Origin of the sequence: Vibrio wakamikoensis (assembly GCF_050337275.1) — a bacterium.
GTDB classification, from domain to species: Bacteria; Pseudomonadota; Gammaproteobacteria; order Enterobacterales; family Vibrionaceae; genus Vibrio; species Vibrio chaetopteri.
Genome location: NZ_JAKJST010000046.1, coordinates 1 through 16,177, shown reverse-complemented (window position 1 = coordinate 16,177; position 16,177 = coordinate 1). Strand labels below are relative to the sequence as shown.

Sequence of the window (16,177 nt, the reverse complement as noted above, 5' to 3'; positions counted from 1 at the left end):
AAGATACATGCAATTATACCGACCTGTCACACTATGTATCAACTTACAAAACGCGATGAGGTTCACAGTGGTCTATCTTCTTCCCTTCTTTACTGTGTTGATATGGGGCGGCAACGCCATTGTGAACAAGATGTCCGCCTCTATGATCGAACCGAGCGCGATGAGTTTCTATCGCTGGGCGCTTGCGATCTTGGTAATGACGCCATTCTGCTTGCCGAAAGTGAAGCGCCATTGGCCAGAGATCCGCAAAAACAGCGCCAAACTCGCGTTTCTTGCATTGCTGGGCATGGTACTTAACCAATCGTTGGGCTACTACGCGGCGGCAACCACTACAGCCTCTAATATGGCGCTGATAACCTCACTAGTCCCCCTGCTCGCGGTGTTCATTTCCGTGCCGTTACTTGGCAAACGTATCTCTAAGCTGAGCATCGTTGGCGGCGTGATCTCGCTAGCTGGCCTTGCGTTTATGCTAGGACAAGGCGACCTCAGCTTCTTTTTGCATCAAGACATTTCTCAAGGGGACGGCCTGATGGTACTCGCAGCGATTGTGTATGCGACGTACTGTGTGCTGCTAAAACGCTGGAAAATGCAGCTGTCTAGCTGGATGCTGATTTACACCCAAGGCGTATTTGCCGTCATCATGTTATTTCCACTATTACTGACTAGCGAGCAAATCTTGCCAAGCAGCTCTGCCCTGCCGCTTATTGCCTACGCGGGATTGCTCGGCTCCTTTGTCGCGCCTCTGCTTTGGGTAAAAGCGATCGACTTAATTGGCGCAGATGGCAGTGCCATGTTCATGAACTTGTTGCCAGTCATCGCGGTCGCTCTCGCTGCAGTACTGCTTGGCGAGTCAATTACCCAGTTCCACCTTATTGGCGGGCTCATGGTCATTTCCGGCGTTATCTTGTCGCAAATTAAGACCAAAAAGCTCCAGCCTGCGCCAGAAGCGGTGGCACCTAAACTCACTATCGATAAACAATAGCGAACAGCAAAAAACTCGCACACTCAAACTCATAGCGTGTTGTTAACAAGTTTGTCATAATCAAGCCACTTAGCAGCTCAGATAAAGGAATAAAAATAATGAGTAGTGGCAGAAGAGAGACCACCCTGCGTTTTCTAGCCGAGCCAGGCGATGTTAACTTTGGCGGCAAAGTGCATGGCGGCGCAGTAATGAAATGGATTGACTTAGCGGCGTACGCTTGCAGCGCGGCATGGAGTGGCAAGTATTGTATCACCGCTTACGCTGGTGGCATTCGCTTTGTTGAGCCAATCCACGTTGGCAACTTAGTAGAAGTGAGTGCCAAAGTGATATACACCGGCAGAAGCTCAATGCACATTGCCATCGATGTGCAAGCTAGTGATCCCAAAGAGCTGAAAAATCGTCTCACAACACACTGTATCGTTATCATGGTGGCGGTGGATGAAAATGGCAAACCAACCGAGGTGCCAGAATGGGTACCGCAAACCGAAGACGATATTAAACTTCGTGAATCGGCAATCAAGCTGATGAACATGCGCAAACAGATTGGCGAAGAGATGGAAGCGCACGTCAAATATCTCAAGTAACTCCCTCTCGTTACTTGTTAATCAAGCCCTAAAGTTCATGCAGACTGAATCCTCGGTCTGCATTTGTTATACAGATCTCATCTACGCCCTAAATCATCCTCCAAAAGGAGGAGTTTTCATCTTTTCCCTTCAACTACACTAGATTGACGTGATAGATTTTTTCTATATCCAAAATTGAACTCCTACAACATCAGTTTGGTGAGATTTTATGCCCAACCCTTCCATTTCTAAACCTGAGCAAAAGGTTCATCTGTACCAAATTTTCACCCGCCTATTTGGCAATACTAACTCGACCAACCAGCCTTGGGGCACCATAGAACAAAATGGTGTCGGCAAGTTCAGTGACATCAGTGACACCGCGCTAGCATCCATTCGAGAGCTCGGCATGACCCATATTTGGTATACCGGCGTGCCGCACCATGCGGTGATCCGTGATTACAGCGAGTATGGCATACGCAATGATCACCCCGCCGTTGTCAAAGGCCGCGCTGGGTCACCTTATGCGGTGAAGGACTATTACTCGGTAAACCCAGATTTAGCCGACGAACCAGCCCAGAGAAATCAAGAGTTTAAACAGCTTATTGAGCGCACGCACAAAGCGGGACTGAAAGTGGTGATTGATATCGTGCCAAACCACGTGGCTCGCCAATATCAAGGCTTGAATAACCCTGAAGGTGTAACCGATTTTGGTGCGGAAGATGACACCAGCCTTGAGTACTCGCGTGAAAACAGCTTTTACTACATTCCAGAGCAAGCGTTCGAACTGCCCGATGTACCAACGCATCTCGCACCGCTCGGTGGAGAGGATCATCCACGACTCAAGCAGCCTTATCATGAGTACCCAGCAAAGTGGACAGGCAACGGCGCTAGAGCCGCCAAGCCAAGCGCTGACGACTGGTATGAAACGGTTAAAGTCAATTACGGTGTAAGACCGGATGGCAGCAAAGACTTTCCTGAATTACCGGAATGTTATCGACACAAAAACTATGCGGAACACGCTAAATTCTGGGATGGCAAAGATGTACCGAGCTCATGGCGCAAGTTTCGCGACATCGCCATGTACTGGCTCGAGCAAGGTGTCGACGGCTTTCGTTATGACATGGCAGAAATGGTGCCGGTGGAGTTCTGGAGCTTTCTCAACGCATCAATCAAACTCAACAATCCCGATGCTTTATTAGTGGCCGAAGTGTACCAGCCACACCTCTACCGAGATTACATTCAGTTTGGCAAAATGGATGCGCTCTACGACAAGGTTGATCTTTACGATACGCTCAAGGCGATTATCCAAGGCCGCGAAGGCACAGAGTCCATCTCTCGCATCCAAACAGAGTTTAGTGACATCGAGCCGCACATGCTGCACTTTCTCGATAACCATGACGAGCAGCGAATCCCTTGCGCTGAGTTTGCCGGCAGCGCCGAAGCTGCCCTACCTGCAATGGTTGTTTCGGCGACCATCAGTAACGCGCCTACCATGCTTTACTTTGGCCAAGAACTAGGAGAAACAGGCGAAGAACACGCAGGCTTTGGTCAGCCAACACGCACCTCGATTTTTGACTATATCGGTGTTCCAAGCCACCAACGCTGGATGAATAATGGCGCATTCGATGGCGGTCAATCCACCGAACAAGAGTTAACTCTGCGTCGTTTTTACCAAAACTTAATGCGCTTTGTGCAACGTAGCCCTGCTATGTCAGGCTCTCGACTGTTACTGGATATTCAGCGTGATGAACGCCATGGTGAGCTTCGCCATAAACTTTATGGATACTGGCGCGAGAACAGAGGCGATGCTGCGTTAGTCTTGGTTAACTTTGATGCACACCAAGCCAGCAGTGAACCGATTACCATTCCAGCCGAGGCGATCAAAGCCTTAGGACTAATCGATGGTACCTACTCGCTATCCTGCGCGCTAAATCCAAAAGTAACCACAGAGCTTAGTGTCGAAAATGGCTCTGGCAAAGTTGATATTGCCCTCAACCCACTGGCTTCACATATTTTTCAACTCATGGCTACCGAGCGTTAACCTCCCGACTTTATCGAAGCCCAATGCTATCAAGCACCAGCGTAAAAACTGGGGCTTTTATTGACTCATTCAGATCACACCTAGCGCAAGTGAAATAGTAAAAATCTATACCACTTTACAAAAAGGCTATTTTTACACCTCATCGCATCCGATTATTCTTATCCCAATGCACATGGACAGGATAGTCACAATGAAAACACTAAAAACATCCTTAACCGCTTTGGCACTAGCAACGTTAACGGCAGCTCCAGCAATGGCGGTCACAGAAGGTGAACTGCTTATTTGGATCAACAGTGATAAAGGTTACGAAGGGCTAGCAGAGGTCGGCCGACAGTTTGAAACCGATACTGGTATTAAAGTCAGCGTTCAGTTTCCAGAGTCATTAGAAGCACGCTTTCAGCAAGTCGCTGCGACTGGCGATGGTCCAGACATCATTTTCTGGGCGCACGACCGCTTTGGTGGCTATGCCGAATCTGGCCTGCTGCGAGAAGTAAAACCGAGTAAAGAATTCCAAGAGAAACTGGTCGACTTTAGTTGGGATGCGGTGAACTACAAAGGTAAGTCCATTGGCTACCCACTTGCTATTGAAGCCATTTCACTGATTTACAATAAAGACTTGCTGCCAAAACCACCTAAGTCATGGGAAGAGCTACCAGCTATTCACGCTAAGATGAAAGCACAAGGCAAAGACACCATTATGTGGGATGTGAAAAACGCCTACTTCACTTGGCCAATTGTCTCTGCCGGCACCTATTCTTTCGCGAAAACCCCACAAGGTCATAATGCTAATGATACAGGGATTAACAATCAACGCGCTCAGGACAACCTAGCGTTCTTGCTGAACATGAAGCAAGAAGGCATTGTGGATCCAGGAATGGATTATGCTAATGCCGAGTCCTCCTTTGCCAAAGGCGAAGTGGCGATGACGATCAACGGCCCTTGGTCATGGGGTAACTTAGACAAAGCAGGCATCAACTACGGCGTTGCCACCTTCCCTACGCTGGGTGGCGAAAAATCGAACCCATTCGTTGGTATCTTGAGTGCCGGTATCAGCTCAGCAAGTCCAAATGAAGATTTGGCGGTAGAGTTTATTGAAAACTATCTGTTTACCGACGAAGCGCTCACCACTATCAACAACGACAAGCCGCTTGGTGCCGTGACTCTGAAGTCTTTCCAACAGACCTTAGAATCTGATCAGCGTATTCGCTCAACCATGATTAACGCTGAAAACGGCGAAATCATGCCAGCGATTCCAAAGATGATGACGTTTTGGATGTCTGAAGGCGCTGCCATCGAAAACACGCTACTAGGTCGCCAGACTGTTTCCGAGGCACTTGCTACTGCGGAAAAACAATTGGCGCGTTAATGCGAACCAATCGCCAAGTGCGCAAAAACCGCGCTTGGCGAGTAAATCAATCGAAGTTTTGTTGTTTCTTGTCAGCTCGTGACCCTCTCTTAAAGTCGCAATGTAACGCTTTGAATCGCTCTGCAACAGATCCCCTTCTTCATCACATTCTCACTCAAGATCTTAAACAGCCGATTGAATTTGTCACTATCGCTATCTATACCCTTTAACTATGCTCGCAGTTCCTCTGTTGTTCGAGCACGTACGACACCACACGATCACGCTTGTTAGAAGGTGATGGGTGGTGACAAAGTGATGAAAACAAACGAGATTAAAGCGAAACAAGGAGATTACGATGGACAGAATTTGCCCAATGTGCCAAACGCCAATGATAGAGAGAAACAACGTACATGTTTGCCCAAGAAATGAAATTGGTGACTGCGCTTATGATCCCTACCTACATGAACTTGAGCCTGCACAAGAGCGCGAAATGGAGCAAGATCGTCCTTATTAGAATCACAAGGCGATAATCGTCACAAAGGCGACCTCACAATACGTGGTCGCCTTTTTGATCAATGCAGTAAGCTACACGCTGCCCTATCTGAAATAAAATCTCAAATAGAATCCACGCCTGTCTCGACAACATACCACCACGTGAGTACGAAATAAGATACTCCACAAGCTATAGCCATCAACAGCATCCATAGTAGTCTTAAACCCACTCTAGTTTTGGCAACTGATTTGTAAGCCAGAACCATCGAGAAGCAAAACAGTAAAGCTTGAAGAGTAAACCACACTACTTCGGGAAAACCTAAACCGCTGTTACTCCCCAACCCACGTAACAAAAAGCTTATTGCTAGAATAGCAACAAGCCCACTCAGCCAAGACACTAGTGAAAATAAGTACATTTTTTTATTCATATCAATTCAGCGTTGGCCTCGGTTTGACTGGACATTGCGCTTCAAAATACGTCTTTGGAATAACTTTGTCGTGTGAAACATCCCAGCCATTCATATTGGTATCTACATTCCCACCGGAATGCCTAATCAATGACTGAACAAAACTATTACTGTTGTACCCCAGCCCCATAAAAGGATAGGGAATTGGTGAAATAGCCTGGTTTAATCTAAAGTTTGTTGCTGACTGCATGACTCTTCGTTTAGCTTCAGCGTCAGGAACAGTGCCATAATCCACTAGCCTTAGTTGAGAAGAAAAGTCAGGTTTAAATATAGATGTATTGGCTGCACCAAAGTACTCTCTGGTCGCCAAAAGGTCACCCTTCTCTGCTATCTCTACAACAAGGCTGCCTCTATTCTGCGCACCAATAACAACACCATAATGACCATCTCCTAAATATTTAGTGTGATACACCATACCGCTTGTATGGATTGGAAACTGGGGCTCACTAAAATGGAGAACAATGAACTGGTGTGTACCTAAAGGAACACCGCTAAGATCCCTAGCTCCTATGTATACTGACATAATTTCTCGTCCACCTCGTTAACATATCACTTTGTTAGCAATAAACACTGATGGCGACAACATATGAGAGTATCCTTGGCACTAGAAGACTTTAAACAACAGAACTCGGTAGAACTCAAATTTCTATGCAAACATGAACCTAGAGCCAATAGGCAAATGGGGTAGGCGTCCAACTCTATGCATAGAAAGGTTGTTCTTTACAAAATTGACAAATAGATACTCACAAAAAAGGCGACTTCTCAACATAAAGCCGCCTTTTAATTCGATCTTAAGGACAAATTTAAGTTAACACCAACTCGCGCCTTGGCCCGTATGCGGTTTTAAAAGCTCTTTCACATTCGCTTCTATGACTCGATAGCCGACGTTGCCAAACAAGGTTTGTCGCCCGCCATCAATAATATAAGTTGGACTACCTTTGATCTGTTGAGCCTCACGTAGCAGTTGGTCACTCCACAGTGCCGCATAAGCAGAGCCATCCATAAGGTACGGCTGAAGTGCTTCAATGTTTATTCCCTGAGAGGCAAGAACATCCGTAATAACTTCAACATTGCCGATATCTCTCCCTTGTTCAAAGAAAGCCTGTCTTAACGCCTTAGCGAGTTGCAACACCTCATTTTGACTGCTGCCAGCAAGCTCTGCGGCTTTTAAGTGAAGATGTGCAGGCATGGAACTAGTTGGTTGAGTGCTGCGCCATACAGAAGGGCTCAGTGTTAATTCAGGGAACTTAGCTGCCACCTCTTCGGTGTGCTTTGCGAATCCATCAAAACCGCCTTTGTCGCTCCATCCCTTGCCGATGCGAGTTTGCGCATCACCAAACAAGTTAATGAACTTAGGTGCTAGTTCAATTTGGCCATCAAAGTTAGCTAACAAGGCATCGTTTCGAGCCTCCGCTGCCCACGCCCACACACAAAGTACATCGCTGACATAGTCGATTTTTAACATGATGCATTCTCCCGTTTGGTTATGACTTCTTCTGAGGATCAAGAACGATTATTGTGAAATATAGTCGCTAGCCGCTGATAACGTACCGGCATTAACGATATTTCGATAGCCCATGGATTCAAGAATTTGAACCGCCTGAGTCGCTCTCATACCGGATGCGCAATAGACAATAAGGCTGTCTTGAGGCTGAATATCACTATTGGCAACCGCGAAAATCGTTTGTAACGGAACATTCAAAGAACCTGGGATATGGCCTGAGGCAAACTCTTGTGGCGAACGCACATCGATCAAATATTGCTTAGCCGCCACAGATTTAGACGTGTTAGGAATGGCACTCGTATTTGAGGTCGTGGTTGCTTCAACAGTAGAATTCATAACAACAGCTCCAGCTAATTAAGTTAAATCTAATGTATATACCCTAACCGGAACTGTCAATTATTTATTTTAGACAAAGCTAAAATAAGCGCATCTCAAGATGCGCTTGGCAGCATGAATATAGCCTCTATTCACTAAGCTTGATCATAAAGGCATCGTAAGGTTTAAGCTCTAACTTATTGAAATCAAACGTAGTTCTCCCAGAGTTTGATAACAGCGCTTCAGCCGAACTTTGGCTGAACTCACTCAAATCGACCGTTAATGACTCGCCACTGAAATTCGCGACAACCATTAAACGTGTCTCTCCTTCGGTTCTGAGATAAGCAAAGACTTTGTCATGCTGCTCAAGTACTGGGATAAAATCGCCGTGCACGATCGCACGATAGCGCTTACGAAGTGCAATTAAAGACTGATAATAACGATACACAGAATCACTACTCGCCTGATCATCTTCAACGTTTACTTCGGTGTAGTTTGGATTCACTTCAATCCAAGGCGTACCCTGTGTAAAACCAGCTTGCGGAGCTGCTGACCATTGCATCGGTGTTCTGGCGTTATCACGACCATTTTCACCCAACGCATGCATCATCTCTTCATGGCTTACGCCCGCTTGTGTTCTCACTTTATAGAAGTTAAGCGACTCAATGTCTTTGTATTGCTCTAAGCGCTCAAACTTCACATTGGTCATCGCGATCTCTTCACCCTGATAAATGTAAGGCGTGCCCTTAAGTCCATGCAGTACAGTGGCTAACATTTTGGCTGACTTGGTGCGATACACACCATCATCACCATACTTGGAAACCGCGCGAGGCAGGTCGTGGTTATTCCAAAACAGTGAGTTCCAACCTTGATCGGCGAGTTCTAACTGCCACTTGGTCAGCACCCTCTTAAACTCAGGCAAGTCGAGTGCGATCGGCTGCCATTTATCACCGTCTTTCCAAGTGAGCGTAATGTGTTCAAACTGGAACACCATCGACAGCTCATCACGTTCGGGGGCGCTATATAGCTTGGCTATCTCCGGTGTCGCCCCCCAAGTTTCCCCAACCGTCAGAAGGTCTTTACCGCCAAAGGTGGCCTGATTCATCTGTTTCAGAAGTGGGTGCAATCTTTCGCCATTCCCCGTGATGCCTTTGTCGATCTCTTTACCAATCAGATCAATAACATCAAGCCTAAAGCCGCCGATACCCTTGTCTATCCACCAGTTCATCATACGGTGGACTTCATCATGCACCTTCGGGTTTTCCCAGTTAAGATCAGGCTGTTTTTTTGAAAACAGGTGCATATAATATTGCTGAGTCGGCTCATGCCACTGCCATGCACTGCCGCCAAAGATCGAATCAAGGTCGTTAGGTGCACTACCATCTGGCTTCGCATCACGCCAAACGTAGTAGTCACGATATGGAGAATCTTTTGATTCGCACGCTTGCTGAAACCAAGAATGTTCATCCGAGGTATGGTTAACCACCAAGTCCATCACGATACGAATACCGCGCTGTTTTGCTTCGGCGATCAGCGCTTCCATATCTTGCATGGTGCCAAACTCAGGCGCGATAGCCTGGTAGCTGGAGATATCGTAGCCATTATCATCCATAGGAGACTGATACACGGGCGATAACCAAATCACATCTACACCTAATTCTTGTAAATAATCGAGCTTGGAGCGAATACCATTTAAATCTCCAATGCCATCTCCATTCGAATCACAAAAGCTGCGCGGGTAAATCTGATATACCACCGCATCGTGCCACCATTTTTGTTCCATGAGTCTGTCCTAGCTTATCGTTAAATTACCCCCACTTTACGAAGTTATCGCTGGGATTAAAAATAGATTCTCCGTATAATCATATAGATTTTTTATATACCAAAGACAGGCACACCAAAAGGCAATGTATGGCGCTGAACAAATCCATTAAGTACTTCTTGGCAGTAGCAAAACACGGCAACATTAAACGAGCTTCTGATGAGCTATTTATTAGTCAGCCGTCTCTCACCTCTGCAATCAAAAAGCTTGAGGTGGAGATGGGTGCGCCCTTGTTTAATCGTCTATCTAAGGGCGTGGAATTGACGCCTTATGGCAATAAATTTCGTAAGTTTGCACAAGAGCAACAAGAACAGTACTTTGCCCTTAAGCACCAGTTTAACGACATGCAGCAGCGCCAATTCGGTAAAGTAAAAATCGGTACGGGAGAAGTATGGTGGGAGGGCTTTGTGCGCCAATCGGTGGCAGATTACCAAGCGTCAAATCCAGCCAGCTCGTTTCACCTTGAATTCGGGAATAACTTGTCTCTGCTACACCATCTCGTTCAAGGTGATATAGATTTATTCATAGGTCATGAAGTTTTAGACCTGTCAGAGTCGTGCCGTGTTGTGTTCCAGCCACTGTTTCAAGATTATGAAGCCATCTACGTTTCTAAGAGCCACCCACTTGCAACTGGGATAAGCGAGCCAAGCACCTTGCACCGCTACCCGCTTCTAAGGGTGACCCCAAACCATCCAAGGCATCAATCGGTGCTAGCGAACGGCCTTCCTCATGACACTCAGTTTGATGAGCGCATCACCTACGACGTGGATTCAGTAATGGCCAGTATGGATATGCTGCATATGACGCAAGCGATCATGCCCTACAGCCACAAAGCCAGTGATTGGCTTGAAAAACATGACATCGTCATCGCGTATCTAGATAAAGAAAAGGTCGGCAATATCGGTATTTACACCAAACAAGGTGAAAACAAATCGAGCGTGGAAGCCCTTGTTCAGCTTCTCACCAGTAATGTCAATTCCAAGTAAGGTCACCAAACTGTCATTTTTCTTTCATTAAACTTTGATGTAATCGCCCAGCGTTAAAATAGTCTGAGAGAGGAGCTCGACTTGACCCTGAGCGATATTACCCTAAGTCAATCCACGTTAACTGATTTAAAATCGGTGGAATATCAATGGATACGTACCATGTACGTTGAAGGGTATCAGCGGGATGAAATCAATCATTACATCCAGACCTGCTTTGGCGGTGATGAGGTGTTTGCCGACTTGTTCCAGCGTGTAGCACTGGAGCAAGAAAGTTTGTATGTCTTGCTCCAGTATCTTGGCTGCGCGCCTTCTAGCCGTGAGCTAACTTAGGCGTGCTTTCTGAAGTGGGTGAACGTTGTAAAATGACATCCACTTCTGTGACGGTATATGGCTTATCCACCTTCGTTCTTAGATCTTCCACAAATCGTTCATAACTCTTAAATGTCATGGATTCGCGCTTCGGATCGACATAGACAGAGACCCAGGTTTTACGGCCAAGCTTGGCGATAAAAATATCCACAATCTCAATCTCATATTCCTGAGCGAGTCCCTTTAAGCTGCGATAGATAGGCTTAGTGTGCTCAATTGGAGGCGTCGCCATCGTCAACTCTCGCATACCATTTTTGACAAGCTTTATCGGATCGCTGATAAACGCTAGGCTGAACAGCACCACTAAGATCTGGTCGATGTAACGTCCAACCCACCCAAATGATGTCTCTTGGATAGCAATCACCAACACCAATGCCACACCAATCGCACCAGAAATCACACCGTTGATGAACCAAGCGTTTTTCTCTGCCTTTAGAATGTCGGAATGAGACTGTTTGTGACCCACATGACACACCCAGTACAAAAGGGCGCACAGAGCGACGGCTGGGAACACATACACAGCCATCAGCCCTAACGCAGGCTCCCGCCCCCCAGCTAGAATCACCGGGATATTACTGCCTACTGCAAAGGCGATGAGAATAAGTATGGTAATGCCTTTAATCACCACGATCAGCGGCTCAAAGGCAAAAAATCCAATTGGGTAATGACGAGTTCGGCCAGTTTGGGTTAGCTTCGCTATCCATAGAGAAGCGTACGACACCGCCGCAGACAAGAGGTTGAAAGAGGCATCCAGTAGTATGGCGCTAGATTCAGAAATCAGCGCCATTATGCCGCCCCAGAGCGACAATACCGCGGCACCCACGGCAGAATAAATTAGTGCTTTTGATTCGGTAATTTTTGTCATTTGGCCATCCTTTCCAAACGCGATTATTGCTCGGACTTTCATCCTTATAACACAGGAATATGACCTTTCCTATGGCACCTAGCCCTGTTTGTTCAAAGTTAGCGCAAAGATATCAGCATCTTATGCTATTCCTACATGAGTTGGTCAATATATCAATTCGTTTTACCGATAGCAGACATAGTGAGTCTAAACCAACTAGTGACAAAAGAGACAACTGACAAGAAAAGAAGAAGCCCGAGCGAATGCTCGGGCGTCGGTTACAAGAACTGTTAGTCGTGATAGTAAGGAATCCTGATAACAGCCAGCTATACGTAACACCAGTGTTGCTTGTTCAACTTGTCGGCGGCCAAACCAAATAATGTTAAACAATACAAATAAAATGGGTGACCTTGCGGTCACCCTTATCGTTTTTATCCTTTTACACCGCCGGCGGTCAAACCACCAACCAGCCAACGCTGTGCGAGTAGGAATACGACTGTGATAGGTAATGCTGATAGTACAGCCGCTGCCGCGAAGTCACCCCATAGGTAGTTCTGAGGATACAAGTACTGCTGCATACCAACCGCTAGTGTGTACGAGTTTACATCAGAAAGTAGTAGTGATGCTACCGGTACTTCACCAACAACCATGATGAACGACAGAATAAACACAACCGCTAGGATTGGCACTGACAGTGGCAGAAGAACGAGACGGAATGCTTGCCATGGCGTAGCACCGTCAAGTGCTGCTGCTTCTTCTAGAGAGCCATCAATCGTTTCGAAGTAACCTTTGATTGTCCATACGTGAAGTGCGATACCACCCAAGTAAGAGAAAATCAGACCACCGTGTGTGTTCAAGCCTAGGAACGGAATGTACTGACCTAGTTTATCGAACAATGCGTAAATCGCCACCAATGCTAGTACTGCTGGGAACATCTGGAAAATCATCATCGCTTTTAGGATGGTTGACTTGCCTTTAAAGCGCATACGAGCAAATGCGTAAGCAGACGTTGTTGATAGACATACAATCAAGATTGATGAAATACCCGCAACCTTAATCGAGTTCCACAACCAAGTGAGTACAGGGAACGGAGGTGGTGTTACTGAGCCGTCTGCGTTCGTTACCGAGAAGCCTAGTGCTAGTTTCCAGTGCTCTAGCGATGGGTGCTCTGGGATTAGGCTACCCGTTGCGAAGTTACCTTCACGGAACGAGATAGCGATAATCATCAGTAGTGGGAAAATAATTAGCGATAGGAAAGCCCACATAGCGATGTGTGTTGCCCAAACGCGGTATTTTAATGACTTACCTTGTACCATTGCCATTTTAGGTCTCCTTAGTCTTGAGCTACTTTCGTGACGCGTAGGTTAAGTAGTGCTAGTGCACCAACTAGTAGGAAGATCAGTGTCGCGATTGCACTCGCTAGACCGAAGTCTTGACCACCAGAACCTTCAAACGCGATACGGTACGTGTAGTTAACCAATAGGTCGGTGTAACCCGCTGGCTCAGAAGTACCAATCATGTTAGGACCACCGTTCGTTAGAAGGGCAATCAGTACAAAGTTGTTGAAGTTAAACGCGAAACTTGCAATCAGTAGCGGAGTTAGCGGCTTAATCATCAGTGGCATTGTGATCTGGGTGAAGTTCGAAACAAAGTTTGAACCATCAATTGCTGACGCTTCATACAGGTCATCAGGAATCGCTTTTAGCATACCCATACATAGAATCATCATGTAAGGGAAACCTAGCCATGTGTTAACAATGAGAATCATTGCTTTCGCTAGCATTGGGTCTGAGAACCAGTTTGGACTAATGCCAAACAGACCTTCAAGGAGCATGTTCACTTCACCAAAGCTTTGGTTGAACAAGCCTTTAAAGATAAGAATCGAGATAAACGCTGGTACTGCATACGGAAGGATCAGCAGCACGCGATAAATAGCACGGCCACGTAGTGCTTCCCACTGAACCACACTTGCCAGTACAAGACCAATAAGAACCGTTAGCGCAACACTCACTGCTGAGAAAACAATCGTCCAGATAAAGATACTGATGAACGGCTCTTTAATACCATCGTCTTTCCATACACGTTCAAAGTTGTGTGTACCAATACCAACAATAAAACCTGGTGATACTGTGTTACCAACAAACTCGCCACTATCGTTAACTGGCTGGTAGAAACCCTCGTCCATATTAGGGCGCAGTAGCTCACCAGTCTTGTTGTTACGCATGTCGTTTGTACCTTCCACCATAGTGTATAGCGGTTGTACAGAAGCAAATTTACGTAGACCACTCATACGGATGTCAGAGCCATCTGGCATATGAAGGTCAACCGTGTTGAGTTTCGCACGATTTTGAATAATCGCTTTGATCTTCTCTTTCTCACCTACTGGCACATCTGCCGCGTTAAGATCGTAGTCTGCAGAAGGGCTGCTGATATCAAAATCAGGCGTAGCAAGCAGCTGTTCACCGTCTTTTACATAGATGCGGTGACCGTTGTCTGTCTTATAAAGCTCAAACGAATAGCTATCACCACTTTGGAAAGTACGCTGCATCAATACGCTTTGCGTTCTATCCAGGGAAAGTTGGTTTTTCGCGCTGTAGTTCGTGAAGGCCAAGCCAACCGTGTACGCCAAAGGGAAAAGAATGAAAAGGATCATACCCGCAATACCTGGGTAGATATAACGGTGCGCGTACGTTTTCTTACTGCCGAAAATATAGAGTGCCAGAGCGGTAAGAATCACAGTAAGCAATGCGAATGCAAGCTCACCGCGGGAATACATTAGAATAGTCGCATAACCATTGATAAGTCCCACTGAGCCAAGAAGTCCCCACTTGATGAATACTTTTTTACTGCTTGGAACTGTATTAGTTTCTGCTGACATGGCATCTGTACCTTGAACTGACTGCATAAAAGGACCTGCTAGCGATAATACAAAAAAATAGAAAAGAAGGAGGGGTTACCCCCTCCTTAAAAGGGTTGTTCTAGAAACTTACTTCGTCATTTGCTTTTCAGCGTCAGCAACTGCTGCTTCTACTGATTGACGACCGTCTACCACGTTGATGATTGTGTTCTTAGCAGAAGCCCAGAATGCACTCATTTGTGGAACGTTAGGCATGATTTCGCCGTTCATCGCGTTGTCCATTGTCGCTGCGATACGTGCATCAGAACCTAGCTCGTCTTGGAATGAAGTTAGAGCAACAGCACCTAGAGGTTTGTCGTTGTTCACTTCACGAAGACCATCGTTAGTTAGTAGGTAGTTCTCTAGGAACTCAACTGCTAGGTCACGGTTAGGTGACGCAGTGCTGATACCTGCTGTTAGTACGCCAACGAAAGGCTTAGAAGCTTGGCCGTTGAACTTAGGTAGAGTAGCCACACCGTAGTTGATGCCAGACTTCTCGATGTTCGCCCAAGACCACGGACCGTTGATAGTCATTGCAGTTTTACCTTGGTTGAACGCAGACTCAGATACCGAGTAATCCATATCTGCAGAGATAACGCCTTTGTCTACTAGACCTTTAACGAAAGTCAGTGCGTCTTTAACACCGTCTTGAGCGATACCTGCGTCTTTAACGTCGTAGCTACCACCGTTGTATTTGAATGCGTAACCGCCATCAGCTGCCATTAGTGGCCATGTGAAGTACGGTTCTTTTAGGTTCCACATGATTGCTGTCTTGCCATCTTTAGCAAGTTTTGCGTTCAATGCTTCTACTTCTTCCCAGGTCTTAGGTGGGTTTGGAACCAAGTCTTTGTTGTAGATTAGAGATAGTGACTCAACTGCTACTGGGTAACCGATGATTTTGCCATCGTACTTAACTGCGTCCCATGCAAAGTCAACAATGCCTTCTTTAGTTTCTTTAGAAGGTTTGATTTCAGCCAGCAAACCTGCTTGAGCGTACTCACCGAAACGGTCGTGAGCCCAGAACACGATATCAGGACCGTCACCAGTCGCTGCAACTTGAGGAAAGCGCGCTTCTAGACCATCAGGGTGAGCAACTGTCACTTTAATACCTGTGTCTTCTTCGAACTTTTTACCTACTTCTGCAAGACCGTTGTAACCTTTGTCACCATTAATCCAAATAGTGAGTTGTCCTTCTTCGATAGCAGCATTTGCACCAAAAGAACCTAGAGCGACTAGCGTACCTAGTGCTACAGTGCTTAGGGCTTTTTTCATGTTTATATCCTTTTTATAGTTTTGATCGTAGGTTCATCCAGAGGATTTCCCAAGTTTCGATGAGTATCATCTTAAAAATACAGCAAGCTCTCATCATCCTACTCTCTACGCCCTCGCCACAAGCGTTGATTTCCGTGACCTCAATCGCCCAAGACTATAGATCAACATCACAAAACAATCTCCTGTTGTGACAGAATTCACTATTATCAGGCGCAAATTTTTGACCGAGATCTCACACATACATTCTCCCCCCCCACCCTCCTCCTCCTTCCCTACTAC

At 46.2% G+C, this 16,177-nt stretch carries 15 protein-coding genes; 7 read left to right on the top strand and 8 right to left on the bottom strand.

The window, feature by feature from the left end; all coding sequences use genetic code 11:
• Positions 1-67 precede the first annotated feature (67 nt).
• The 5 genes from L4C42_RS22370 (at position 68) to L4C42_RS22350 (ending at position 5,445) form a co-directional block, all read left to right on the top strand.
• Positions 68-982 carry a DMT family transporter gene (locus tag L4C42_RS22370; protein WP_353500184.1) on the top strand — a complete coding sequence of 305 codons (915 nt, stop codon included), beginning with the start codon at positions 68-70 and terminating at the stop codon, positions 980-982.
• 98 nt (positions 983-1,080) lie between these two features.
• Entirely contained in the window at positions 1,081-1,566 is a 486-nt protein-coding gene (locus L4C42_RS22365) for an acyl-CoA thioesterase (protein ID WP_338166025.1), read from the top strand.
• A 208-nt stretch (positions 1,567-1,774) separates the two neighbouring features.
• Entirely contained in the window at positions 1,775-3,586 is a 1,812-nt protein-coding gene (locus L4C42_RS22360) for an alpha-amylase family protein (protein WP_353499002.1), read from the top strand.
• A gap of 190 nt (positions 3,587-3,776) precedes the next feature.
• Positions 3,777-4,952 carry a maltose/maltodextrin ABC transporter substrate-binding protein MalE gene (gene malE / locus L4C42_RS22355; RefSeq protein WP_429761784.1) on the top strand — a complete coding sequence of 392 codons (1,176 nt, stop codon included), beginning with the start codon at positions 3,777-3,779 and terminating at the stop codon, positions 4,950-4,952.
• A gap of 334 nt (positions 4,953-5,286) precedes the next feature.
• The gene (locus tag L4C42_RS22350) at positions 5,287-5,445 is read left to right on the top strand and encodes a hypothetical protein (protein ID WP_353499000.1); all 159 of its coding nucleotides are present in this window, start codon (positions 5,287-5,289) and stop codon (positions 5,443-5,445) included.
• A 407-nt stretch (positions 5,446-5,852) separates the two neighbouring features.
• Here L4C42_RS22350 and L4C42_RS22345 read toward each other — a convergent pair whose 3' ends face one another.
• From L4C42_RS22345 to L4C42_RS22330, 4 genes are all read right to left on the bottom strand, one after another.
• A complete protein-coding gene (locus L4C42_RS22345) occupies positions 5,853-6,413 on the bottom strand; it encodes a hypothetical protein (protein ID WP_429761783.1) in 561 nt (186 codons plus the stop codon).
• Positions 6,414-6,698: 285 nt separating this feature from the next.
• A complete protein-coding gene (locus L4C42_RS22340; RefSeq protein ID WP_353498998.1) occupies positions 6,699-7,355 on the bottom strand; it encodes a DsbA family oxidoreductase in 657 nt (218 codons plus the stop codon).
• Between the two features lie 48 nt (positions 7,356-7,403).
• A complete protein-coding gene (locus L4C42_RS22335) occupies positions 7,404-7,730 on the bottom strand; it encodes a rhodanese-like domain-containing protein (protein WP_353498997.1) in 327 nt (108 codons plus the stop codon).
• Positions 7,731-7,857: 127 nt separating this feature from the next.
• Positions 7,858-9,492, bottom strand: a complete 1,635-nt coding sequence (locus L4C42_RS22330) for a glycoside hydrolase family 13 protein (RefSeq protein ID WP_429761782.1) — start codon at positions 9,490-9,492, stop codon at positions 7,858-7,860.
• 134 nt (positions 9,493-9,626) lie between these two features.
• Between L4C42_RS22330 and L4C42_RS22325 the strand changes: the two genes are divergently transcribed.
• Together L4C42_RS22325 and L4C42_RS22320 are read left to right on the top strand one after the other, a co-directional pair.
• Positions 9,627-10,517 (top strand): LysR family transcriptional regulator, encoded by an 891-nt coding sequence (locus L4C42_RS22325; RefSeq protein ID WP_420884637.1) that lies wholly within the window; start codon positions 9,627-9,629, stop codon positions 10,515-10,517.
• Between the two features lie 81 nt (positions 10,518-10,598).
• A complete protein-coding gene (locus L4C42_RS22320) occupies positions 10,599-10,847 on the top strand; it encodes a hypothetical protein (RefSeq protein WP_353498994.1) in 249 nt (82 codons plus the stop codon).
• Here L4C42_RS22320 and L4C42_RS22315 read toward each other — a convergent pair.
• From L4C42_RS22315 to malE (L4C42_RS22300), 4 genes are all read right to left on the bottom strand, one after another.
• A complete protein-coding gene (locus L4C42_RS22315) occupies positions 10,828-11,751 on the bottom strand; it encodes a cation efflux transmembrane domain-containing protein (RefSeq protein ID WP_353498993.1) in 924 nt (307 codons plus the stop codon). The two genes, L4C42_RS22320 and L4C42_RS22315, sit on opposite strands and share 20 nt — an antisense overlap.
• A 410-nt stretch (positions 11,752-12,161) precedes the next feature.
• Positions 12,162-13,052 carry a maltose ABC transporter permease MalG gene (gene malG / locus L4C42_RS22310; protein ID WP_353498992.1) on the bottom strand — a complete coding sequence of 297 codons (891 nt, stop codon included), beginning with the start codon at positions 13,050-13,052 and terminating at the stop codon, positions 12,162-12,164.
• Positions 13,053-13,063: 11 nt separating this feature from the next.
• Complete coding sequence (gene malF, locus L4C42_RS22305; protein WP_353498991.1) at positions 13,064-14,635, bottom strand: maltose ABC transporter permease MalF; 1,572 nt, start codon at positions 14,633-14,635, stop codon at positions 13,064-13,066.
• An 81-nt stretch (positions 14,636-14,716) separates the two neighbouring features.
• The gene (malE, locus tag L4C42_RS22300; RefSeq protein WP_353498990.1) at positions 14,717-15,898 is read right to left on the bottom strand and encodes a maltose/maltodextrin ABC transporter substrate-binding protein MalE; all 1,182 of its coding nucleotides are present in this window, start codon (positions 15,896-15,898) and stop codon (positions 14,717-14,719) included.
• Between the last annotated feature and the right edge of the window lie 279 nt (positions 15,899-16,177).

Bases quoted from the DNA above. Each gene is read 5' to 3' on its own strand.
- L4C42_RS22360 (WP_353499002.1), top strand. From the start codon at position 1,775: ATGCCCAACCCTTCCATTTCTAAACCTGAGCAAAAGGTTCATCTGTAC.
- L4C42_RS22345 (WP_429761783.1), bottom strand. From the start codon at position 6,413: ATGTCAGTATACATAGGAGCTAGGGATCTTAGCGGTGTTCCTTTAGGT.
- malE (WP_429761784.1), top strand. From the start codon at position 3,777: ATGAAAACACTAAAAACATCCTTAACCGCTTTGGCACTAGCAACGTTA.
- L4C42_RS22315 (WP_353498993.1), bottom strand. From the start codon at position 11,751: ATGACAAAAATTACCGAATCAAAAGCACTAATTTATTCTGCCGTGGGT.
- L4C42_RS22350 (WP_353499000.1), top strand. From the start codon at position 5,287: ATGGACAGAATTTGCCCAATGTGCCAAACGCCAATGATAGAGAGAAAC.
- L4C42_RS22340 (WP_353498998.1), bottom strand. From the start codon at position 7,355: ATGTTAAAAATCGACTATGTCAGCGATGTACTTTGTGTGTGGGCGTGG.
- L4C42_RS22330 (WP_429761782.1), bottom strand. From the start codon at position 9,492: ATGGAACAAAAATGGTGGCACGATGCGGTGGTATATCAGATTTACCCG.
- L4C42_RS22335 (WP_353498997.1), bottom strand. From the start codon at position 7,730: ATGAATTCTACTGTTGAAGCAACCACGACCTCAAATACGAGTGCCATT.
- L4C42_RS22365 (WP_338166025.1), top strand. From the start codon at position 1,081: ATGAGTAGTGGCAGAAGAGAGACCACCCTGCGTTTTCTAGCCGAGCCA.
- malF (WP_353498991.1), bottom strand. From the start codon at position 14,635: ATGCAGTCAGTTCAAGGTACAGATGCCATGTCAGCAGAAACTAATACA.
- malE (WP_353498990.1), bottom strand. From the start codon at position 15,898: ATGAAAAAAGCCCTAAGCACTGTAGCACTAGGTACGCTAGTCGCTCTA.
- malG (WP_353498992.1), bottom strand. From the start codon at position 13,052: ATGGCAATGGTACAAGGTAAGTCATTAAAATACCGCGTTTGGGCAACA.